11 protein-coding genes are annotated in these 18,765 nt (G+C 33.6%); 10 read left to right on the forward strand and 1 reads right to left on the reverse strand.

The window, feature by feature from the left end:
• The first annotated feature begins 25 nt into the window (after nt 1-25).
• The 10 genes from bshC to HM992_RS09020 all read left to right on the forward strand — a co-directional run bounded on the left by bshC (nt 26) and on the right by HM992_RS09020 (nt 17,682).
• The gene (bshC, locus tag HM992_RS08975) at nt 26-1,624 is read left to right on the forward strand and encodes a bacillithiol biosynthesis cysteine-adding enzyme BshC (RefSeq protein ID WP_179319418.1); all 1,599 of its coding nucleotides are present in this window, start codon (nt 26-28) and stop codon (nt 1,622-1,624) included.
• A 3-nt stretch (nt 1,625-1,627) separates the two neighbouring features.
• A complete protein-coding gene (locus HM992_RS08980; RefSeq protein ID WP_178984657.1) occupies nt 1,628-2,998 on the forward strand; it encodes a pyridoxal phosphate-dependent decarboxylase family protein in 1,371 nt (456 codons plus the stop codon).
• 287 nt (nt 2,999-3,285) lie between these two features.
• On the forward strand, nt 3,286-8,415 hold the full coding sequence (locus tag HM992_RS08985) for an RICIN domain-containing protein (protein WP_179319419.1): 5,130 nt from the start codon (nt 3,286-3,288) through the stop codon (nt 8,413-8,415).
• Nucleotides 8,416-8,599: 184 nt separating this feature from the next.
• Nucleotides 8,600-10,135 carry a glutamine-hydrolyzing GMP synthase gene (gene guaA, locus HM992_RS08990; protein ID WP_179319420.1) on the forward strand — a complete coding sequence of 512 codons (1,536 nt, stop codon included), beginning with the start codon at nt 8,600-8,602 and terminating at the stop codon, nt 10,133-10,135.
• A 162-nt stretch (nt 10,136-10,297) separates the two neighbouring features.
• Nucleotides 10,298-12,205 (forward strand): amino acid ABC transporter substrate-binding protein, encoded by a 1,908-nt coding sequence (locus HM992_RS08995; RefSeq protein WP_179319421.1) that lies wholly within the window; start codon nt 10,298-10,300, stop codon nt 12,203-12,205.
• A 99-nt stretch (nt 12,206-12,304) separates the two neighbouring features.
• The gene (locus tag HM992_RS09000; protein WP_179319422.1) at nt 12,305-12,844 is read left to right on the forward strand and encodes a DUF922 domain-containing protein; all 540 of its coding nucleotides are present in this window, start codon (nt 12,305-12,307) and stop codon (nt 12,842-12,844) included.
• A 74-nt stretch (nt 12,845-12,918) separates the two neighbouring features.
• A complete protein-coding gene (locus HM992_RS09005; RefSeq protein ID WP_179319423.1) occupies nt 12,919-13,146 on the forward strand; it encodes a DUF3820 family protein in 228 nt (75 codons plus the stop codon).
• A gap of 357 nt (nt 13,147-13,503) precedes the next feature.
• Nucleotides 13,504-15,123: a CTP synthase gene (locus HM992_RS09010; protein WP_179319424.1), complete on the forward strand. Its 1,620-nt coding sequence runs from the start codon at nt 13,504-13,506 to the stop codon at nt 15,121-15,123.
• Nucleotides 15,124-15,244: 121 nt separating this feature from the next.
• Nucleotides 15,245-17,155: a membrane protein insertase YidC gene (yidC, locus tag HM992_RS09015; protein WP_179319425.1), complete on the forward strand. Its 1,911-nt coding sequence runs from the start codon at nt 15,245-15,247 to the stop codon at nt 17,153-17,155.
• 83 nt (nt 17,156-17,238) lie between these two features.
• Entirely contained in the window at nt 17,239-17,682 is a 444-nt protein-coding gene (locus HM992_RS09020) for a GNAT family N-acetyltransferase (protein WP_179319426.1), read from the forward strand.
• A gap of 63 nt (nt 17,683-17,745) precedes the next feature.
• Here HM992_RS09020 and HM992_RS09025 read toward each other — a convergent pair whose 3' ends face one another.
• On the reverse strand, nt 17,746-18,738 hold the full coding sequence (locus HM992_RS09025; RefSeq protein WP_179319427.1) for a fasciclin domain-containing protein: 993 nt from the start codon (nt 18,736-18,738) through the stop codon (nt 17,746-17,748).
• Nucleotides 18,739-18,765 lie beyond the last annotated feature (27 nt).

An 18,765-nucleotide genomic window follows, 5' to 3' on the forward strand; every position in this document is an offset into this window, starting at 1 on the left:
ATTTATACCATAATTTAAGATTTATATGCCAACTGACCATATTCCGTTTAGAGATACCAATTATTTTTCGGATTTTATTTGTGATTATTTAGACCAGAAGCCTGATTTAAAGGAGTTTTATCATCGTTTTCCTAATCTTGAAAACTTTGAAGCACAACTAGAAGAAAAACGTTTGTCCGTATTAGAAGATTCAAGAATTGTTTTAGTAAATACATTAAAGTCGCAATATAAAACTATTGAAGCATCGGAATTAACAACCGAAAATATAGAAAATCTAAATTCTGAGAACACTTTCACAATAACCACAGGTCATCAATTAAATCTGTTTACAGGTCCACTTTATTTTTTGTACAAAATTGCGTCAACTATTAATCTAACTAAGCAATTAAAGGAAACGTACCCAAAGTATAATTTTGTGCCAATTTATTGGATGGCTTCAGAAGATCACGATTTTGAAGAAATCAATTATTTCAATTTTAGAGGTAAAAAAATACAATGGAATTCAGTGCAAACTGGTGCCGTTGGACATTTTAATACCGAAGGTTTAGATGCTGTATTCGACGTAATTTCATCAGAATTTGGAGCAGGTAAAAATGCTGAGCAATTAAAAAGTTGGTTTAAAGAAACGTATCTAAATCATAATAATTTAGCTGATGCGACACGATATTTGGCCAATGAATTATTTGGTAAACAAGGCTTAGTTGTTTTAGACGCTGATGACGCAGCGTTGAAGCGTTTGTTTATTCCACAAATGAAAAAAGAAGTATTGGAGCAAACGGCATTTAAAACTGTTTCAGAAACCAATAAAAAACTTGAAAATTTAAACTTGAAAATTCAGGTCAATCCAAGAGAATTAAATCTATTTTATATTAAAGGTGGTTTGCGAGAACGCATTGTTGAAAGTGAAGGAGCTTATTCAGTTTTGGAAACGAACATCACATGGAGCAAGAGTGAACTATTGAAACACCTTGATGAATTCCCAGAACGATTTTCTCCTAACGTGATTATGCGACCATTATATCAAGAAGTGATTTTGCCTAACCTCTGTTACATTGGTGGAGGTGGAGAAATGATTTATTGGTTACAATTAAAATCTAATTTTGAAGCTCAGAATGTGACATTTCCAATGTTATTACTTCGAAATTCAGCTTTAATAAAATCTGAAAAGCAAAGTTTCAAACTTGAAAAATTAAACATTTCAAACAAGGATTTATTTTTAGATAGACATTCTTTTATAAACAAGAAAGTTCGAAAAATTTCAAATATTGATATTGATTTTTCGGAGCAAATACAACATTTAGAGTCACAATTTAAAACACTTTTTGATTTAGCAGAACAAACCGATAAGTCTTTTGTTGGAGCTGTAAAAGCACAAGAAGTAAAACAAATAAAAGGATTAAAACACCTTGAAAAACGCTTGTTATTAGCACAAAAACACAAATTAGCAGACCAAATTGAACGTTGTACAGAATTACAAGAGCAATTGTTTCCTGGTCAAAGTTTGCAAGAACGAAATACTAATTTTTCGGAATTGTATTTAGAATATGGAAACCAATTAATTCCTGAACTATTGAAAACCTTAGAACCACTAAAAGGTGAATTTCTCATATTAAACTTAAAATAATTCATGCATAAAATTGATATAGATCTTGTTGAAATGACCTTAGATGTTATGAAATACGTCATAGGAAGAGTTTCAGCAACAGAGCATCAAATAGGAAAACCAAAAAAATCCGAAGAATTAAAAGCAATTGTTGGTGAAACGGTGACAGCGAAAGGAGTAGGTGGTGAGTATGCATTTAACCTGTGGAAAGAGCATCTAGCAAATGCCAATGTTCCTGTAGATCATCCTCGTAATTTAGCTTTTGTGCCAGCATCTCCAACTAAAGCGGCTATTATGTTCGATTTAATTACGGCGGCATCAAGTATTCATGGAGCCTATTGGATGGAAGGTGCAGGAGGTATATTTTGTGAGAATGAAGCCATGGAGTGGATTGTGTCTTTAACAGGATTGCCTAAAGGAGCATTTGGAGTGTTTACAAGTGGAGGTACTGCAGCTAATTTATCAGCGATTGTTACAGCAAGAGAACATTGGCGGGAAAACCCAGAGTTTAAGCGCGAAAAAGGATTGATAATTACCTCTATTGGAGCACATTCATCTGTGAAAGCTATGGCAAAAGTGGCTGATGTGGATATTGTTATGGTCGATTCAGAAGAACATTTAACAGGAGACGCACTTAAAGAGACTATAGCTACTTTAACAGCGCACCAACGTAAATGTTTGTTTGCTGTTGTGGCGACAGGAGGTACAACTAATGCAGGTATTATAGATGATTTAGAAAGTATTGCAAACGTCTGTGATGAAGAAAATTTATGGTTTCATGTCGATGCCGCTTATGGTGGAGGAGCTTTAGTGGCTGATTCTGTTCGTCATTTATTTAATGGTATCGAAAAAGCCGATAGTATTACCATTGATCCACATAAATGGATGTTTTCTCCTTACGATTGTGGTGCTGTAATATACAAGAATATGGAATTGGCAAAAAACGCCCATTCACAACAAGGTTCTTATCTCGAAATCTTTAAAGATGAAGGCGCTCATGGATTTAATCCAACCGATTATCAAATTCAATTAACACGAAGAGTAAGAGGCTTGCCTTTATGGTTTTCATTAGCGACTCATGGCACAGATCGTTATAAAGAAGCTGTAGAACGTGGTTTAGAATTAGCGCAAATTGCAGGGAAACTCATAGAAGCACATCCAGATTTAGAATTAGTTAGGGAGCCAAGTTTGTCTTGTGTTCTTTACAGAAGAAAAGGGTGGCAACCCGAAGATTATACGCATTGGACGTATGAAAATCATGAAAAAGGATTTGCTTTAGTTACTCCAACCAAATGGAAAAATGGTGATACTTATGAAACGTGTTCACGTTTCTGTTTTATCAATCCAGATACAACGGAAAAGGATATTGCTATGATTTTGGAGACTATGGAATAAGTACATTTAGAAATTGGATTATTAACTAAAAAATTATAGCAACACTTTTCTTATGATTATTATGGTTGGCACATTTCGAATTGAAAGGTAGGGAATTATAAGCTTAGAATAGGTAGGGTTTTTAGTGTTTTCAATTGTTTTATTTACGTTTTTTAATCGAAAAAAAAGCTCTATTTGTCTGATGATTAGATGTTTTGTCGAAAAAAAAAGCAGTTTAACTCTTTAAAGTTTGAATTACATTTTAAACGCTTTTATTTACAGCGCTATTAATGAAAACTTTTTACTAAATGAATTTCTTTTCAATCAAGAAAAGCAAGATTTCTATTTTGTTTTTTGGACTCTCTATTTTTACAATTTTAGGTGTTTCACCTTATTTTTTTGGACCAGGACTTACTCAACCGGAATCTGTAGGGACATTTTTAAATGGAAATTTTCCGGATGTGACAGCATCTGCGAACCCATATCAACCAGCCTTTCCAAACCTGACATTTAATTCGCCTTTAACATTTACTACAGTTCCAAATAGTAATGTGTTGATTATTGGTCAGCAAAATGGTGAAATTTATTCATTTGAGAATGATAATGCGGTCACAACAAAAAATCTCGTCGCAGATTTGTCTAACGAAGTTGGAGTTGTTTGGGATGGTGGATTTTTAGGTTTAGAAATTCATCCTGAATTTGGAACACCAGGTAAAAATTATATTTACACCTATTATACGTCTAAAGATGAAAATGGTAATAATTATCCAAATGCCTTTGTGAGTGGTTTTGGCTGCTATAAAGAGGATTATTGGGGTGGTTTTTCGTATTTAAGACGCTACGAATTAAATCCAATAACATTTACAGTTGTTCCAGGATCAGAACTAACTATGATTAAGATTAGAATGTTCAGTAGTAGCCATCGTGGTGGAGCCTTAGAGTTTGGTGATGATGGATTTTTATATCTAACAACGGGTGAGCAGTCTGCTTACACAAAATCACAAAATATTACAACGAATTTAGATGGTGGTGTATTACGTTTGGATGTTGATCAAGACCCAACAAAAAGTCATAATCCTATTAGAACCTTAAATACAGGTCGTTTTAATGACGAAATATCTGGTGTTGGTTATGGTATTCCTAATGATAATCCATTTTTAAGTCCTTTGGGTGATAATTTTGAAGAATATTACACTATTGGGCATAGAAATCCACATAGAATGAGTAAAGATGCATTAACAGGTACGATGTATATTGGAGAAGTTGGTGCTGGTACACATGAAGAAGTTAACATTCTTAGTAAAGGTAAAAATTACGGATGGCCTATTTATGAAGGGAATGTGGCAGGACCAGGTGTAAATTGTGGAGCGCCAGATGATGGCATGTATAATAATATGGCTCATGAAGGTCCTTTAGTGGCCTTTCCTCGTGCTGAAGCTAATGCCTTAATGGGTGGGTTTGTCTATAGAGGAACCGCTATGCCAGAATATTATGGTAAATATATATGTGCAGATTACGGAACGGGTGAAGAAATTTGGGTTGTTGATATAAGTACAGGAACTTATGAACTTATAACAGCATTTTCACCTACAAACATCATCTCTTTTGGTGAGGATAATCAGGGAGAACTTTACTTGTTAAGTCAAGGTAATAATGTTTCACTTTACAAGATGACCCAAGTCAACGGCTCTCCACTTGATAATGTCCCTGAATTACTTTCAGAGACAGGTGCATTTCAAGATTTAGCAACCTTAACTCCAAATTCTGGGGTGCTACCATATGAGTTAGTAGAATCATTTTGGTCAGATGGTGCTGAGAAAAAACGATGGATGGTAATTCCAAATGATGGAACACATGATACTCCAGACGAAAAAATTAGTTTTTCTGAAGATGGAGATTGGGAATTTCCTGTCGGTTCCGTTCTTATAAAACATTTTGAATTGCCTATAGATGATTCAAATCCTAATATAACAAAACGATTAGAAACGCGTTTTTCGATTAAGGCGAGTACAGGTGATTTTTATTTTTTAACGTATAAATGGAACACTAATCAAACGGATGCCGTTTTATTAGAGTCTGGTTTAGATGAAAATATTGAAATCACTACAACTAGCGGAACACCAAGATATCAAACATGGACTTATCCAAGTACTCAAGATTGTATCGCTTGTCATAATCCTGCGACAAATGGTTCAATAGGTCCTAGGACTAGATTTTTAAATTCAAATATTACGTACCCACAAACGTCAGTTAATGCCAATCAATTGGTGACTCTAAGTCATTTAGGTATTTTAGATGAAACCATTGATGACAACACAGTGTTAGGATATCAAACACATAAGGCAATAGATGATCCTATTGCTAGTTTAGATGAAAGGGCAAGATCTTATTTAGATAACAACTGTGCTTATTGTCATAGACCTGGAGGAACAGGAGAAAGAGCTCAATTTGATTTAAGATTATCTAACTCTTTAGTCGATACAGGCCTCATGTATGCAGGAACCAATGAGCCTGTTGACGGTTTAAATAGAATAGTTATCGCTGGAGATGCAGAAAACTCCATTCTTTTTCATAGAATTGAAAGTGTTGATCAAACGGTAGCAATGCCTCCTGTGGCTAAAAATGAAGTAGATCAGGCAGGAGTAGATCTTATTGAAGCATGGATTGACCAACTTGACCCTAATTATGAGGATCCTACAATTGATGCTTGTACTTATACTATTACTAATGTAGGAAGTGGATTGGTTATGGATATCGCTGGTTTGTCTCAAGCGAATGGTGCGAATGTCCAACAATGGACTTTTATAGCCGGTGGAAATCAATTAAATCAACAGTTCATGGTTGAGCCTAATGGAAACGGTTATTATACCATTAAAGCAGTTCACAGTGATAAAAATTTAGACGTACAAGGTGCAGGTCAAGCTTCAGGAACCAATGTGATACAATATCAAGGGAATGGTACAGATGCCCAATTATATTCATTCGAGTTCCTAGGAAATAATCAGTATGCCATAAAAAGTAAAACAAACAACCTTTATTTGGGTATAGAAAATAGTTCACTTAACAATGGTGGTAGTATTAAAACCTATGTAGATGATGGTTCTGATTTTTTTAAATGGACATTTACAGCGTTCGAAGTTCCTGTAACAGGAGTGTCTCTATTAGAAGAGTCGGCAATAGTTTCTACAGGAGAAAATATTGCTTTAACAGCTTCCGTATTGCCGATTAATGCTTGTGACCAAAATATACTATGGTCTTCTAGTGATGAAGCAATTGCTTTAGTTGATACTACAGGAAATGTAACAGGAGTAGCTGAAGGGATTGCTACTATTACAGCAACTACGGTGGATGGTGGTTTCACAGATTCTACACTTATAGAAGTTTATGATAATGTTGCGATTAGCACCTCTATTTACACTATTACCAATGTGGGAAGTAGTTTAGTAATGGATATTGCTAATCAATCTCAAACTAATTTTACTGATGTTATCCAAGAGCCAGGTACGTTAAGTAATAATCAGAAATTTATAGTTACACCTGATGGAAATGGTTATTATACGATAAAAGCAGTTCATAGTAATAAAAATATAGATGTACAAGGTGGTGGTCAAATTTCCGGTACCAATTTGATACAATATAATGATAATGGAACTAATGCCCAATTGTTTTCGTTAATATATCTTGGAAATGACATGTATGCTATACAGAGTAAAGTGAACAATCTTTATGCTGGGATAGAGAATAATTCTTTAGCTAATGGAGCTAGTGTTAAGGTGTATCCTAATGATGGCTCTGATTTTTTTAAATGGGAATTTACAGATTTAAGTGTAACCTATACATTTGATGATAATATTGGTTGGTCACCAAACGATCCAAATGGTATCTCCAATTTATATGATGAGATTATAGTTGAGGCAGGCAATGCTGTAATATCATCTAATACGACATGTGATATACTAACGGTTAGTCCTGGAGCTTCACTTACTATAAATAATGGAGCAACATTAACAACTAGTGAAACAACTTTAAAGTCAACTTCACAATCGTACTCTAGCTTAATTGTTGATGGTACAATTGAAGGAACCGTAAAATATGAGCGTTATGTTAATGCTAACTCAGGTGGGAATGATCTTATTTCACCACCGCTTTCAGGAGAGACTTGGGAAAACTTTTTGCTATCTGATGATAATGCAACTGATATATTAAATGACGGAAATAACAATCCAAGAACATATTTATTTGGACCTTTTGATAAAACTTCAGATAGTTACTTAACGTATACAGATGCTGTTTCAGCGACTTTAAATAGTGGTGTAGGATACAGAGCAGGTACGGTTTCTGGTACTAATTTAACTTTTACAGGTACTGTCCCAACAGCAGCAGTCACAGTAGATATCAGAAATACAGGGGCAACTTATGCAGATTGGAATTTAGTTGGAAATCCGTACCCATCTTATTTAGATATGGAATTATTTTTAAGTCATGTTTTAGATAATGGAATAAATCCTGCTACTACGAATTTAAGTATCTTAGAAAATGTCTCTGGTATATATGGATATGATGGAGATGCATCTGATGGTTGGTCTGTTATTACACTAGCTAATGCTTCAGAAAAATTAATGGCGCCAGGACAAGGGTTCTTTGTTGCTGCCAACGCAGCGTATCAAGATGCTTATGATATTACTTTTGACCCTTCAATGCGAGTCATAGGTAACGATGATGATTTTATAGCTGGTCGTAGTTCAGAAGTATTAACGTTTTTAAAGTTGAATGCTAGTACAGATGCGAACAGTTATGGTACGGAGTTTTATTTTAATACAAATGCGAGTCGAGGTGTAGATCTTGGATATGATGGTAAAATTTTAGGTAATATCGCGCCGAATTTTGCAATCTACTCTCATTTAGTAGAAGATAATACAGGGCTTCCTATGGCTTTACAAGCTTTAAATCCAACAGATTTAGAAAATACAATTATTCCATTAGGAGTTAATGCCAATCAAGGGGAACAACTTACATTTAGTATAAGTGAAACTACGTTACCAACTGAAGTAGAGGTTTATTTAGAAGACAATGTTACCAATACTGTTACGTTACTGAATTCAGGAGATTATACACTTACACCAAACACAGATTTAAATGGTACAGGTCGTTTCTATCTTCGTTTCTCATCAACTGTATTATCAGTAGAAGACAATGATTTCGATACATTACAAATTTATACCACAACGAATCCAAAAACATTAGTTGTTAAAGGTGTGCTTAATGATGCCACAAAAGTTAATCTATACGATATTCATGGTCGTATAGTGTTAAATCAACCTATCAATCACCTAGACATAATTAACACAATTGATGTTTCAAGGATTGGGACTGGAGTCTATTTTGTTAAAGTATTTAATGCTAGTCAAGTTAAAACACAAAAGCTTATTATTAGATAGATTATAATAAATTGATAATAACTAAAAAGCTGTCTTTATTAAAAGGGCAGCTTTTTTTTTGATAGCGCGATTGAATGTTATTGATTCAACTAAATCAAAACAAAATATATTCTGAGTAAAGAAAATTAATTCAAAAAATCGTAAATCATAAATTGTAATTCGTAAAACCTTACTATTTTTGCGCATGCAACACAACAAAGTCCTAATATTAGATTTCGGATCGCAATACACACAGCTTATTGCGCGCAGAGTTAGAGAGTTAAATATCTATTGCGAGATACATCCATTCAATAAAATTCCTTCAGATTCAGAAAGCTTTAAAGCTGTTATTTTATCTGGTAGTCCAAATTCAGTAAGAGGAGAAGCAGTGCTTCATCCCAACTTAGAAGGCATCAGAGGAAAAAAGCCAATGCTAGCCGTTTGTTATGGCGCCCAGTACTTGGCCCATTTTTCAGGTGGTGAAGTAGCGGAATCCAATACAAGAGAATACGGAAGAGCAAATTTAAGTTTTGTAAAACCAGATGAGGATTTTTTCGAAAACATACATGAAGGCAGCCAAGTTTGGATGAGCCATAGTGATACCATTAAACAATTACCTGCAGATGGAGTGCTTTTAGCGAGTACAACTGATGTAGAAAATGCAGCTTATAAAATTGAAGGAGAGCAAACGTACGCTATTCAATTTCACCCTGAAGTTTATCATACTACAGATGGTCATCAGCTTTTAAGTAACTTTTTAATTAAAATTGCTGAGGTAGAGCAAGATTGGACACCACAATCTTTTGTTGAAGAAACCGTTGATAGTCTTAAGGCTCAATTAGGAAATGATAAAGTAGTACTTGGATTATCTGGAGGAGTAGATTCTTCAGTTGCTGCTATGTTATTACATAAAGCTATTGGAAAAAACCTCTATTGCATTTTTGTAAATAACGGTTTATTACGAAAAAATGAGTTCGAAGACGTATTACATCAATACGAAGGTATGGGGCTTAATGTAAAAGGAGTAGATGCTTCGGCACGCTTTTTGGATGCTTTAAAAGGGTTGAGTGATCCTGAGCTTAAAAGAAAAGCCATTGGCTCAGCATTTATTGATGTTTTTGATATTGAAGCAAATTTAATTCAAGATGTAAAATGGTTGGCTCAAGGTACTATTTATCCTGATGTGATAGAAAGTGTTTCAGCAACTGGCGGACCAAGTGCAACGATAAAAAGTCATCATAATGTTGGTGGATTGCCAGATTATATGCAGTTGAAAGTTGTAGAGCCACTGAGAGCATTGTTTAAGGATGAAGTAAGACGTGTTGGAGCTTCCATGAATATGGATAAACAGTTGCTAGGTCGTCATCCGTTTCCTGGTCCAGGATTGGCAATTCGGATTCTTGGAGATCTAACTGCTGAAAAAGTGCGTATATTACAAGAGGTTGATGCTATTTTTATTAATAATCTGCGTTCTTGGAATTTGTATGATAAAGTATGGCAAGCCGGAGCGATGTTATTACCTGTCAATAGTGTTGGAGTGATGGGAGACGAACGTACTTATGAAAAATGTGTAGCTTTAAGAGCAGTGGAAAGTACGGACGGAATGACAGCTGATTGGGTAAATTTACCGTATGAGTTTTTGCAAAAAACATCAAACGAAATTATAAATAAAGTAAAAGGGGTAAATAGAGTTGTATATGATATCAGCTCAAAACCACCAGCTACTATTGAGTGGGAGTAAAAATTTTACAGTATTCAATCTTAGTTCGTAGTAAAATATAAAAAGTGAATTCGGTCGCTGAGTTTAGTCAAATTGACATTTCAGCAAAAAAGGATTCAGTTATAAGTCTCAGATTGTGTTGAACTTGTTTCAGCATCATTATAAAAAAGTAATATAGAATACATGAAAAATATTTTAGCCATCATATTAATTGCGTTTACAATTGGTCTCAGTGCTCAAAATTATATTGAGCATACTGTAAAACCAGGTGAGACGATTGAAAGTATAGCCAAAGGTTATTTAGTAACTCCTTTTGATATTTATGCGCTCAATCCTGATGCTAAACGTAAATTTCAACCCAATACGGTTTTAATTATTCCAAATTCTAAAGTAAAGAATGAGTCTATTGTAGAAGATAGCAGAGAACTTATTGGGTATAAAGATCATAGGGTAAAACGAAAAGAAACGTTGTACGGTTTAGCGCAAGAATACAATGTATCTGAAGAAGAAATTAAAAAAGCAAACCGTTCGTTGTATTCTGAAAACCTTAAGAAAGGCGATAAGATTAGAATACCACGCTTTAAATCAGTTGTCTCAAAACAAACCTTAACGAATACCGTAAAAAAATACACTGTACAACCTCAAGATGGTAAATGGGGAATTGCCTATAAATTTGGAATTTCTGTTGCAGATTTAGAAGCATTAAATCCATTTATGAATGAAACAATTCAGCCTGGAGATGAACTAAATGTACCTAATATACACGATAAGGAAGAAAAGGATATTGAATCTAAATTTGGTTATTATGAAGTTTTACCTAAAGAAGGATTTTTTAGATTAAACATAAAACTCAACTTAACGCAAGAACAACTTGAAGATTTAAATCCAGAGTTAAAAGAAACGGGTTTGAAAGCCGGTATGATTTTAAAAGTACCAGCAGGTGTTGATACGACTAGTGAATTAGAAGCTGTTCAAACTACAAATTTAAAAAGCAACTTAAGCAACTTTAAAACTAAAAAAATAGCCTTAATGATGCCGTATCGTCTAGATCGAATTGATGTAGATGCTGTAGAAGAAACTAAAGAGAAGATTAAAGAAGACAAACGTTTATCTGTTGTTTTAGATTTTCATGTTGGTGTAATGATGGCTTTAGACTCGGCAAAACAATTAGGGATTTCAACAGATTTGAAAGTTTTTGATACACGTTATCATATTTCAAAAACAGCAGAAATATTAGCAGAGAATGACTTCTCTGACTATGATGCAGTGATTGGACCAATGGAAGAAAATAGTTTTAATCGTGTTGCAATGACTTTAAAATCAGATAATATACCTGTAATTGCAGCAATGATTAAACCTAAGCAAGGTTACAGTAATGTATTTCAGACGATACCAGACGAAAAGTTGTTGAGTAAAGTTATGATAGATTTTGTGAAAGCAGATAGTTTAAAAACTAAAGTGGTTATTATTTCAGATCATGCGCACAAAACTAGTAGTGAAGCTTTACAAAAAGTGTTTCCTAATTCTAAATTAATCTTAACACAAAAAGATAAAAAAGACAAAACAAAAGATGCGTATTATATTTATCATGCTAATTTACAGAATGTATTTTCAGCTGGTAAGACCGTAGTGTTTTTAGAAACTGATAATTCATCTTTGGCATCAAGCGTTATTAGTATGCTAAATGGTTTTGCTGTAGATAAAACTGAAATTGTATTGGCAACCTTAAACAAAGGGAAGGCATTTGAAGGAAAAGATATAGATAACAATAACTTATCTCATCTTAAATTTCATTATCCATCTGTACATAAAGATTTTGATGAGACAAAATCAAATGGCTTTGTTGAGGCATACCGCAAAGAATATGGTGTAACACCAAGTAAATATGTGGCACGTGGCTTTGATATTACTTTAGATCTTTTAATGCGATTAGCTTCTGCTGAAAATTTATACGAAGCATCAACAGATTCAATTGAAACGGAATATATTGAAAATAAGTTTAGATATAATAAAGCGCTGTCTGGTGGCTATATTAACGAAGCGGTATATATTGTAAAATATGATGACCTTAGAATTGTAAAGGCAGAATAGTTTATAAATGATACCCTTAATAGTCATTTTCTAGGCTTATATCGCTTTTAGTATTATACTCTCGAAAAAGTTATTACTTTTAATTCGAAATAATTACTCTTGAAAAACCTACTTATAATTTTAACCCTATTTTTTCTAGGAAGCACTTTTAATGAAGACGAGTCCGTGACTTGGAGTGAAGCTAAACTTACTTGGGTAGACTTTAAAGGAGCTCCTGATTCAGAATCTGATGCTGTTGCTTTAACAGCTTCTGGTATTACTTTTGGGTATTCTGTTAAAACATCGGGAGAGCGAATCGTTGATTTTTCTACGACTGTTGAAGCGCATTTTTACCCGAATAAATCTTGGTATTTAAAGGATAAAGCGAATGCTCATATTTTAGCTCATGAACAGTTACATTTTGATATTACAGAACTTTATGCACGTCAATTTAGAGCGCAAATAAAAAAGTTGAAAGTGAATCAAAATGTGAAAGAGCAAATGAACAGGTTACATGCAACCATAAATGAAGCTGTAAATGATACGCAAAGACGTTACGATGAGGAAACAGATCATTCTATGAATAGAGAAATGCAAAAAGAATGGCGAATCACAATTCAAAAAGAACTGAGTAAATTTGAAGATTACAAGTCTTTGTAGGCTAATGATTTTGAAATTTTAATATCTTTTGCACAACACAATCTACTTTTTATCTACATTAAAATTCATTTAAAATGGAATTAGACGGCACAGTTTTAATTGAATTAGCCCATTACAAAATGCCATTTGGCAAATACAAAAATCAATATTTAATAGATATTCCAGAATATTACTATATCTGGTATCAGCAAAAAGGATTTCCTGAAGGAAAACTTGGACGTATGATGGCTCAGATGTGCGAAATCAAAATCAATGGCTTAGAAGAATTAATTTATACCATACGTAGAGATTTTAGGAAGTGATGTTTTAAATCTTTTAAATGATAAAAATAAAGACATATAGTGAACAGGAAATTTCGTTTTCCTCTACTGTGATTTTGGTAAAGGCTATATTATAAATCTTATTTTATTCAGTATATCTCATCGGTATTTGGTTAAATTATTATGTTTATAAATATGCATTAGCCTTCAAAAATATTATGAGAACACTATGAAACTATTAAATTAGTGGACTCTTAATTTATAATGTTTTGGCAATCATTAGTTAAGGGTGTGTATTTTTTTGAATCCCCAAAGAAATAATAACATATTAACAAACGATAAACAAATGGAGAATAACTCATTAAATTTCGTAATTTTGCCTGCGTTTAAAAGCGTATCATGACCACAAACCCTAAGTATATTTTTGTAACAGGAGGCGTGTCTTCTTCTCTTGGAAAAGGCATTATAGCTGCATCTTTAGCTAAACTCCTACAAGCACAAGGTTACAGAGCAACCATTCAGAAATTAGATCCATATATTAATATCGATCCAGGCACTTTAAATCCTTATGAGCATGGCGAATGCTACGTAACGGATGATGGAGCAGAAACCGATTTAGATTTAGGACACTACGAGCGTTTTTTAAACGTACCAACATCTCAAGCCAATAACGTCACAACAGGGAGAATTTACCAAAGCGTTATCGATAAAGAAAGACGTGGTGAGTTTTTAGGAAAAACGGTCCAAGTTATTCCACATATTACTGACGAAATTAAACGTAGAATTCAGATTTTAGGAAATTCTGGTGATTATGATATTGTCATTACTGAAATTGGTGGCACCGTAGGAGATATTGAATCTTTACCATACATTGAAGCTGTAAGACAGTTGGAGTGGGACTTAGGTGAACACAATACATGCGTTATCCATTTAACATTAGTACCCTATCTTTCTGCTGCAGGAGAGTTGAAAACGAAGCCAACTCAACACAGTGTAAAAACTTTGATGGAAAGTGGTGTGCAAGCTGATATATTAGTTTGTAGAACAGAGCATCCGCTTAATGAGGGTATAAAAACCAAATTAGCACGTTTTTGTAATGTTAAAAAGGAAGCTGTAATAGAATCTATTGATGCGTCTACGATATATGATGTTCCAAATTTAATGCTAGAAGAAGGCTTAGATAAAGTGGTTTTAAATCAGTTGCAACTAAAAAGTGATGTGCCAGATTTAAAACGATGGAATGAATTTTTAAACCGTCATAAAAATCCTAAAAGTGAAGTTACTATAGGTTTAATTGGTAAGTATGTAGAACTTCAAGATTCTTATAAATCTATTTTAGAATCGTTTATTCATGCAGGAGCAGAAAATGAAGTTAAGGTAAATGTAGAGCCTATTCATTCTGAATATTTATCAGAAAGTAATATCGAGTTTAAACTTGGACATTTAGATGGTGTTTTAGTAGCACCTGGTTTTGGTGAGCGTGGTATTGAAGGTAAAATTGATGCTGTACGTTTTGTTCGTGAAAAAAATATTCCGTTTTTAGGTATCTGTTTAGGGATGCAAATGGCTGTTATAGAATATGCCAGAAACGTATTAAATCTTAAGGATGCTAATTCTGTAGAAATGGATGAACAGACGCCAGATCCTGTGATTAATTTAATGGCATCGCAAAAAGGTGTTGTTAATAAAGGTGGCACCATGCGTTTAGGAACATGGGATTGTAACATAGAAAAAGATAGTATAGCCTATAAAGTTTATAATACGGAAACGATTACTGAAAGACACAGACATCGTTTTGAATTTAATAACGATTATAAAGTACAGTTTGAAGAAGCAGGTATGAAAGCTACAGGTCTTAATCCCGAAACAGGATTAGTCGAAATTGTAGAAATTCCTGAAAATGATTGGTTTGTTGGTGTACAATACCATCCGGAATATAAGAGTACAGTAAAAAATCCACATCCATTATTTGTGGCGTTTGTTGCAGCAGCTCTAAAATATAAGAAGAAGAAAAAGTAATTAATAGTATGTCACTTTGGCGTAAACATAATTTTGGATAACTATTTGAGTTAACCAATTGTAGCCACGCAAGACCTGTCAGGTATAATTTACATGACAGGTCTAAAACTGAAAATTAAACATGGAAGAAAAGAAATTCGACGTTAAATCTATAATAGGTTTTGTCCTCATATTTGGTATTTTGTTATATATCATGTACCAAAATCAGCCAAGTCCAGAGGAACTTGAAGCTCAGAAACTAGCAGAACAAGAACAAGTTGAAGCAGAAAAAGTTAGTAAGCAAAATGAAACTTTAGTAACGTCGGCCTCGGATTATTCCGTAAACACACAAGCTTTAGATTCTACTCAAAAAGTAGCACTTCAAAATAAAGTAGGTTCTTTTGCTTATGCATTAACCTTACCAACTGTAGGAGATAAATTTACAACTGTAGAAACAGATGTTTATGAATTAAAGTTTAATACTAAAGGTGGGCACTTAGCAGAAGTAAAGCTGAGGAATTTTGTAGATTACGATTCTGTACCAGTTTATATGGTAAAGGATAATAACAGTGCCTTTAATATCACCTTCGGAACTTCGGATAATAGAACACTAAATACGCAAGATTTTCCTTTTCAACCAAGTGTAACTAAAAATGGAGAAAATACAGTAGTTTCTATGAAACTTAAAGTTTCTGAAACAGCATTTTTAGAATACCGTTACGAGTTGAAACCTAATGATTATATGATTGACTTTTCAATTAAATCACAAGGTTTAAGTAATGTTTTTAATACATCGCAACCAATTGAATTAGATTGGAAACAAAAAAGTATTCGTCATTCTAAGAGTATAAGCTATGAAAATCGCTATACGAGATTAACGTATATGTATGATGATGGTAAAGTAGATAAATTATCGCAAGCAAGTGATGATGACGAATCTATTAATGATGTAGAGTGGTTATCTTACAGACAGCATTTCTTCAGTACTATTTTAGTGGCTAACGATAGTCCGTTTAATAAAGCTGCAATAACATCTGAAGATTTAGTAGAGGACGAAGAAATTGATACTCTATTTACAAAGTTGTATACCTCTAAAATACCTTTAGCTTATAGTGGTGGCGAATTAAATCAAAACTTAGGTCTGTATTATGGTCCAACAGATAATTCAACATTAAAAGCATACGATAAAGACTTAGAAAAAAGTATACCATTTGGTTGGGGAATTTTTGGATGGATAAATGTCGTATTGTTTATTCCATTATTTGGTTTTCTTAGTGGATTTTTACCGTATGGTATCGCCATTATTGTAATGACCATTTTAGTAAAAATCGTATTGTCTTTTGTACAGTATAAGCAATTTTTATCTCAGGCAAAGATGAAAATCTTAAAGCCAGAATTAGATGCTGTTAGAGAAAAGTACAAAGACAATAAGTTAAAAGCACAGCAAGAAACGATGGCCATTCAGAGTAGAGCTGGGGCAAGTCCATTGAGTGGTTGTTTACCAGGTTTAATGCAGATTCCTGTATTCTATGCCTTATTTATGTTTTTCCCAACAGCTTTCGAGTTAAGACAAAAAGGATTCCTTTGGGCAGACGATTTAAGTTCTTATGATTCTGTTTTAGATTTACCGTTCCATATTCCATTATATGGGGATCACGTGGCTTTATTTCCAATTTTAGCAGCTATCGCTATTTTCTTTTACATGAAAATGACAACTGGTCAGCAAATGGCAACACAGCCAACACAAGAAGGTATGCCAGATATGCAAAAAATGATGAAGTATATGATTTACTTCTCTCCAATTTTAATGTTGGTATTCTTTAATAACTATGCATCAGGCTTAAGTTTATATTATTTTATTTCTAACTTAATTAGTATTGGTATTATGTTAGTAATTAAAAACTACATTATCGATGAAGATAAAGTATTAGCTAAGATTGAAGTCAGTAAAACAAAGCCTAAGAAACAAAACAAGTTTCAGAAGAAAATGGCTGAAATGATGGAGCAAGCTGAGGCACAAAAACAAGCACAACAAAAAGGTAAGAAGAAATAATTGAGCTTCACCTTAATTACTCATAAGTAAACTATAGCCTCAGCATTTTTGTTGAGGCTATTTTTATTAAATAATTAGAAAGGATGAAAATTGAAGTTTGTAACAAAGCAGATATTAAAATAATTGTAGATGGTCTTAATGCTTATAATTTAGATAAGGTAGCTGCATTATCAAGTATTTGGACACCCTTAGAGTATAGTTTAAAAAATGAAGATGATACTGTTATTGGAGGTGTTTTGGCAGGAATCAATTACTGGAATGGCTTAGAGATTAAAATCCTTTGGATAAATGAAGACTTCAGAAATCAAGGTTTAGGAAGTAAGTTATTAAACTATCTTGAAAATGAAGCCATAAAAAAAGGTGCAAGCATTGCAATGGTTGATACTTTTGATTTTCAAGCAGAAGAGTTTTATATAAAAAATGATTATGAAGTTATTGGTGAAATTAAGAATTTCCCCAAAGGCCATCGTCGAATTTATTTTTCTAAAGTATTAGAATCAAAAAGACCCAAACCTTTTACCGTTTGAGCCTTTACCTAACTAATTAATCAACCTAATAAAAATGAGGGTGTCTACCTCTAATTCTTAATTTTATTGCATTGGTAAAAGTACTTTGTCTATAACATGTACCACACCATTTATGGATTGAATATCTACAAGGCTAGTGACAATGTTACTGACACGACTATTTGGGTCTGTTAATGTAAAAGCTGAATTATCAGCAGTAATGTCACCTCCTAAAGTGGTAACAGTTCCATTTGGTAAGCCACTAGATTGCACATTACCACTTACAATATGATATGTTAAAACGGCATCAACTGTGGCAGCGTCTAAATCACCAAGAGCAGTATTTCCAGAAGGATCTAACTCTAATAATAAATCAGCAAAAGCATCATTAGAAGGAGCAAATACAGTGAATGGTCCTGCAGTAGCATCGGATACTGTAGCGATATAAGGTACAGTTGGTGTACCACTGTCAGCCAATTGTAAAGCCGCTACTAAATTTGATAAAGCAGGATTCGTTGTCGCAAACGTTGCAATAGTTGGTAAACCAATAACGTCATCAACAATATGCACAATACCGTTAGTTGCGGTATTATCTGCATTTGTAACGGTTGACGATCCATTCAGCATAACGCCATTAGAGGTTGTGTAGTATAAACTAAGATTTGCATTGTTTGGACCTGTTGCAGCGGTGTTCGTATATCCTGATCCAGCATTAACTAAATCTGTAGACGTTACAGTAGATCCAATAATTACATGATTTAATAGAATATTTCTTACTAAGGCTTCTTCATCTGTAGATAAATTATCTAAATCTAAACCTGTGTCATTTAATAATTGTGCAAATGCATCATTTGTAGGCGCAAAAACTGTAAATGGACCTTCACCTTGTAAGGTGGTTACCAAATCGGTTGCTTGTAAAGCAGCAGCTAAAGATGTTAAATTGTTTTCTAATGCTACATCTATAACTGTAGTTGTAGCTGGTGTTGTTACGTTGTCATCATCATCACTACATGAAGTGGTTCCTATCGTTAGCAGAAATACTGCAAGTAAAGTGAAGTTTTTTAAAATAATTTTCATTGTTTTGAGTTTTTATATTGTTCAACA

The sequence above is a fragment of the Winogradskyella helgolandensis genome, from assembly GCF_013404085.1.
GTDB classification, from domain to species: Bacteria; Bacteroidota; Bacteroidia; order Flavobacteriales; family Flavobacteriaceae; genus Winogradskyella; species Winogradskyella helgolandensis.

Bases quoted from the DNA above. Each gene is read 5' to 3' on its own strand.
- HM992_RS09020 (WP_179319426.1), top strand. From the start codon at position 17,239: ATGAAAATTGAAGTTTGTAACAAAGCAGATATTAAAATAATTGTAGAT.
- HM992_RS09010 (WP_179319424.1), top strand. From the start codon at position 13,504: ATGACCACAAACCCTAAGTATATTTTTGTAACAGGAGGCGTGTCTTCT.
- HM992_RS08995 (WP_179319421.1), top strand. From the start codon at position 10,298: ATGAAAAATATTTTAGCCATCATATTAATTGCGTTTACAATTGGTCTC.
- HM992_RS09025 (WP_179319427.1), bottom strand. From the start codon at position 18,738: ATGAAAATTATTTTAAAAAACTTCACTTTACTTGCAGTATTTCTGCTA.
- HM992_RS08985 (WP_179319419.1), top strand. From the start codon at position 3,286: ATGAATTTCTTTTCAATCAAGAAAAGCAAGATTTCTATTTTGTTTTTT.
- bshC (WP_179319418.1), top strand. From the start codon at position 26: ATGCCAACTGACCATATTCCGTTTAGAGATACCAATTATTTTTCGGAT.
- guaA (WP_179319420.1), top strand. From the start codon at position 8,600: ATGCAACACAACAAAGTCCTAATATTAGATTTCGGATCGCAATACACA.
- yidC (WP_179319425.1), top strand. From the start codon at position 15,245: ATGGAAGAAAAGAAATTCGACGTTAAATCTATAATAGGTTTTGTCCTC.
- HM992_RS08980 (WP_178984657.1), top strand. From the start codon at position 1,628: ATGCATAAAATTGATATAGATCTTGTTGAAATGACCTTAGATGTTATG.
- HM992_RS09005 (WP_179319423.1), top strand. From the start codon at position 12,919: ATGGAATTAGACGGCACAGTTTTAATTGAATTAGCCCATTACAAAATG.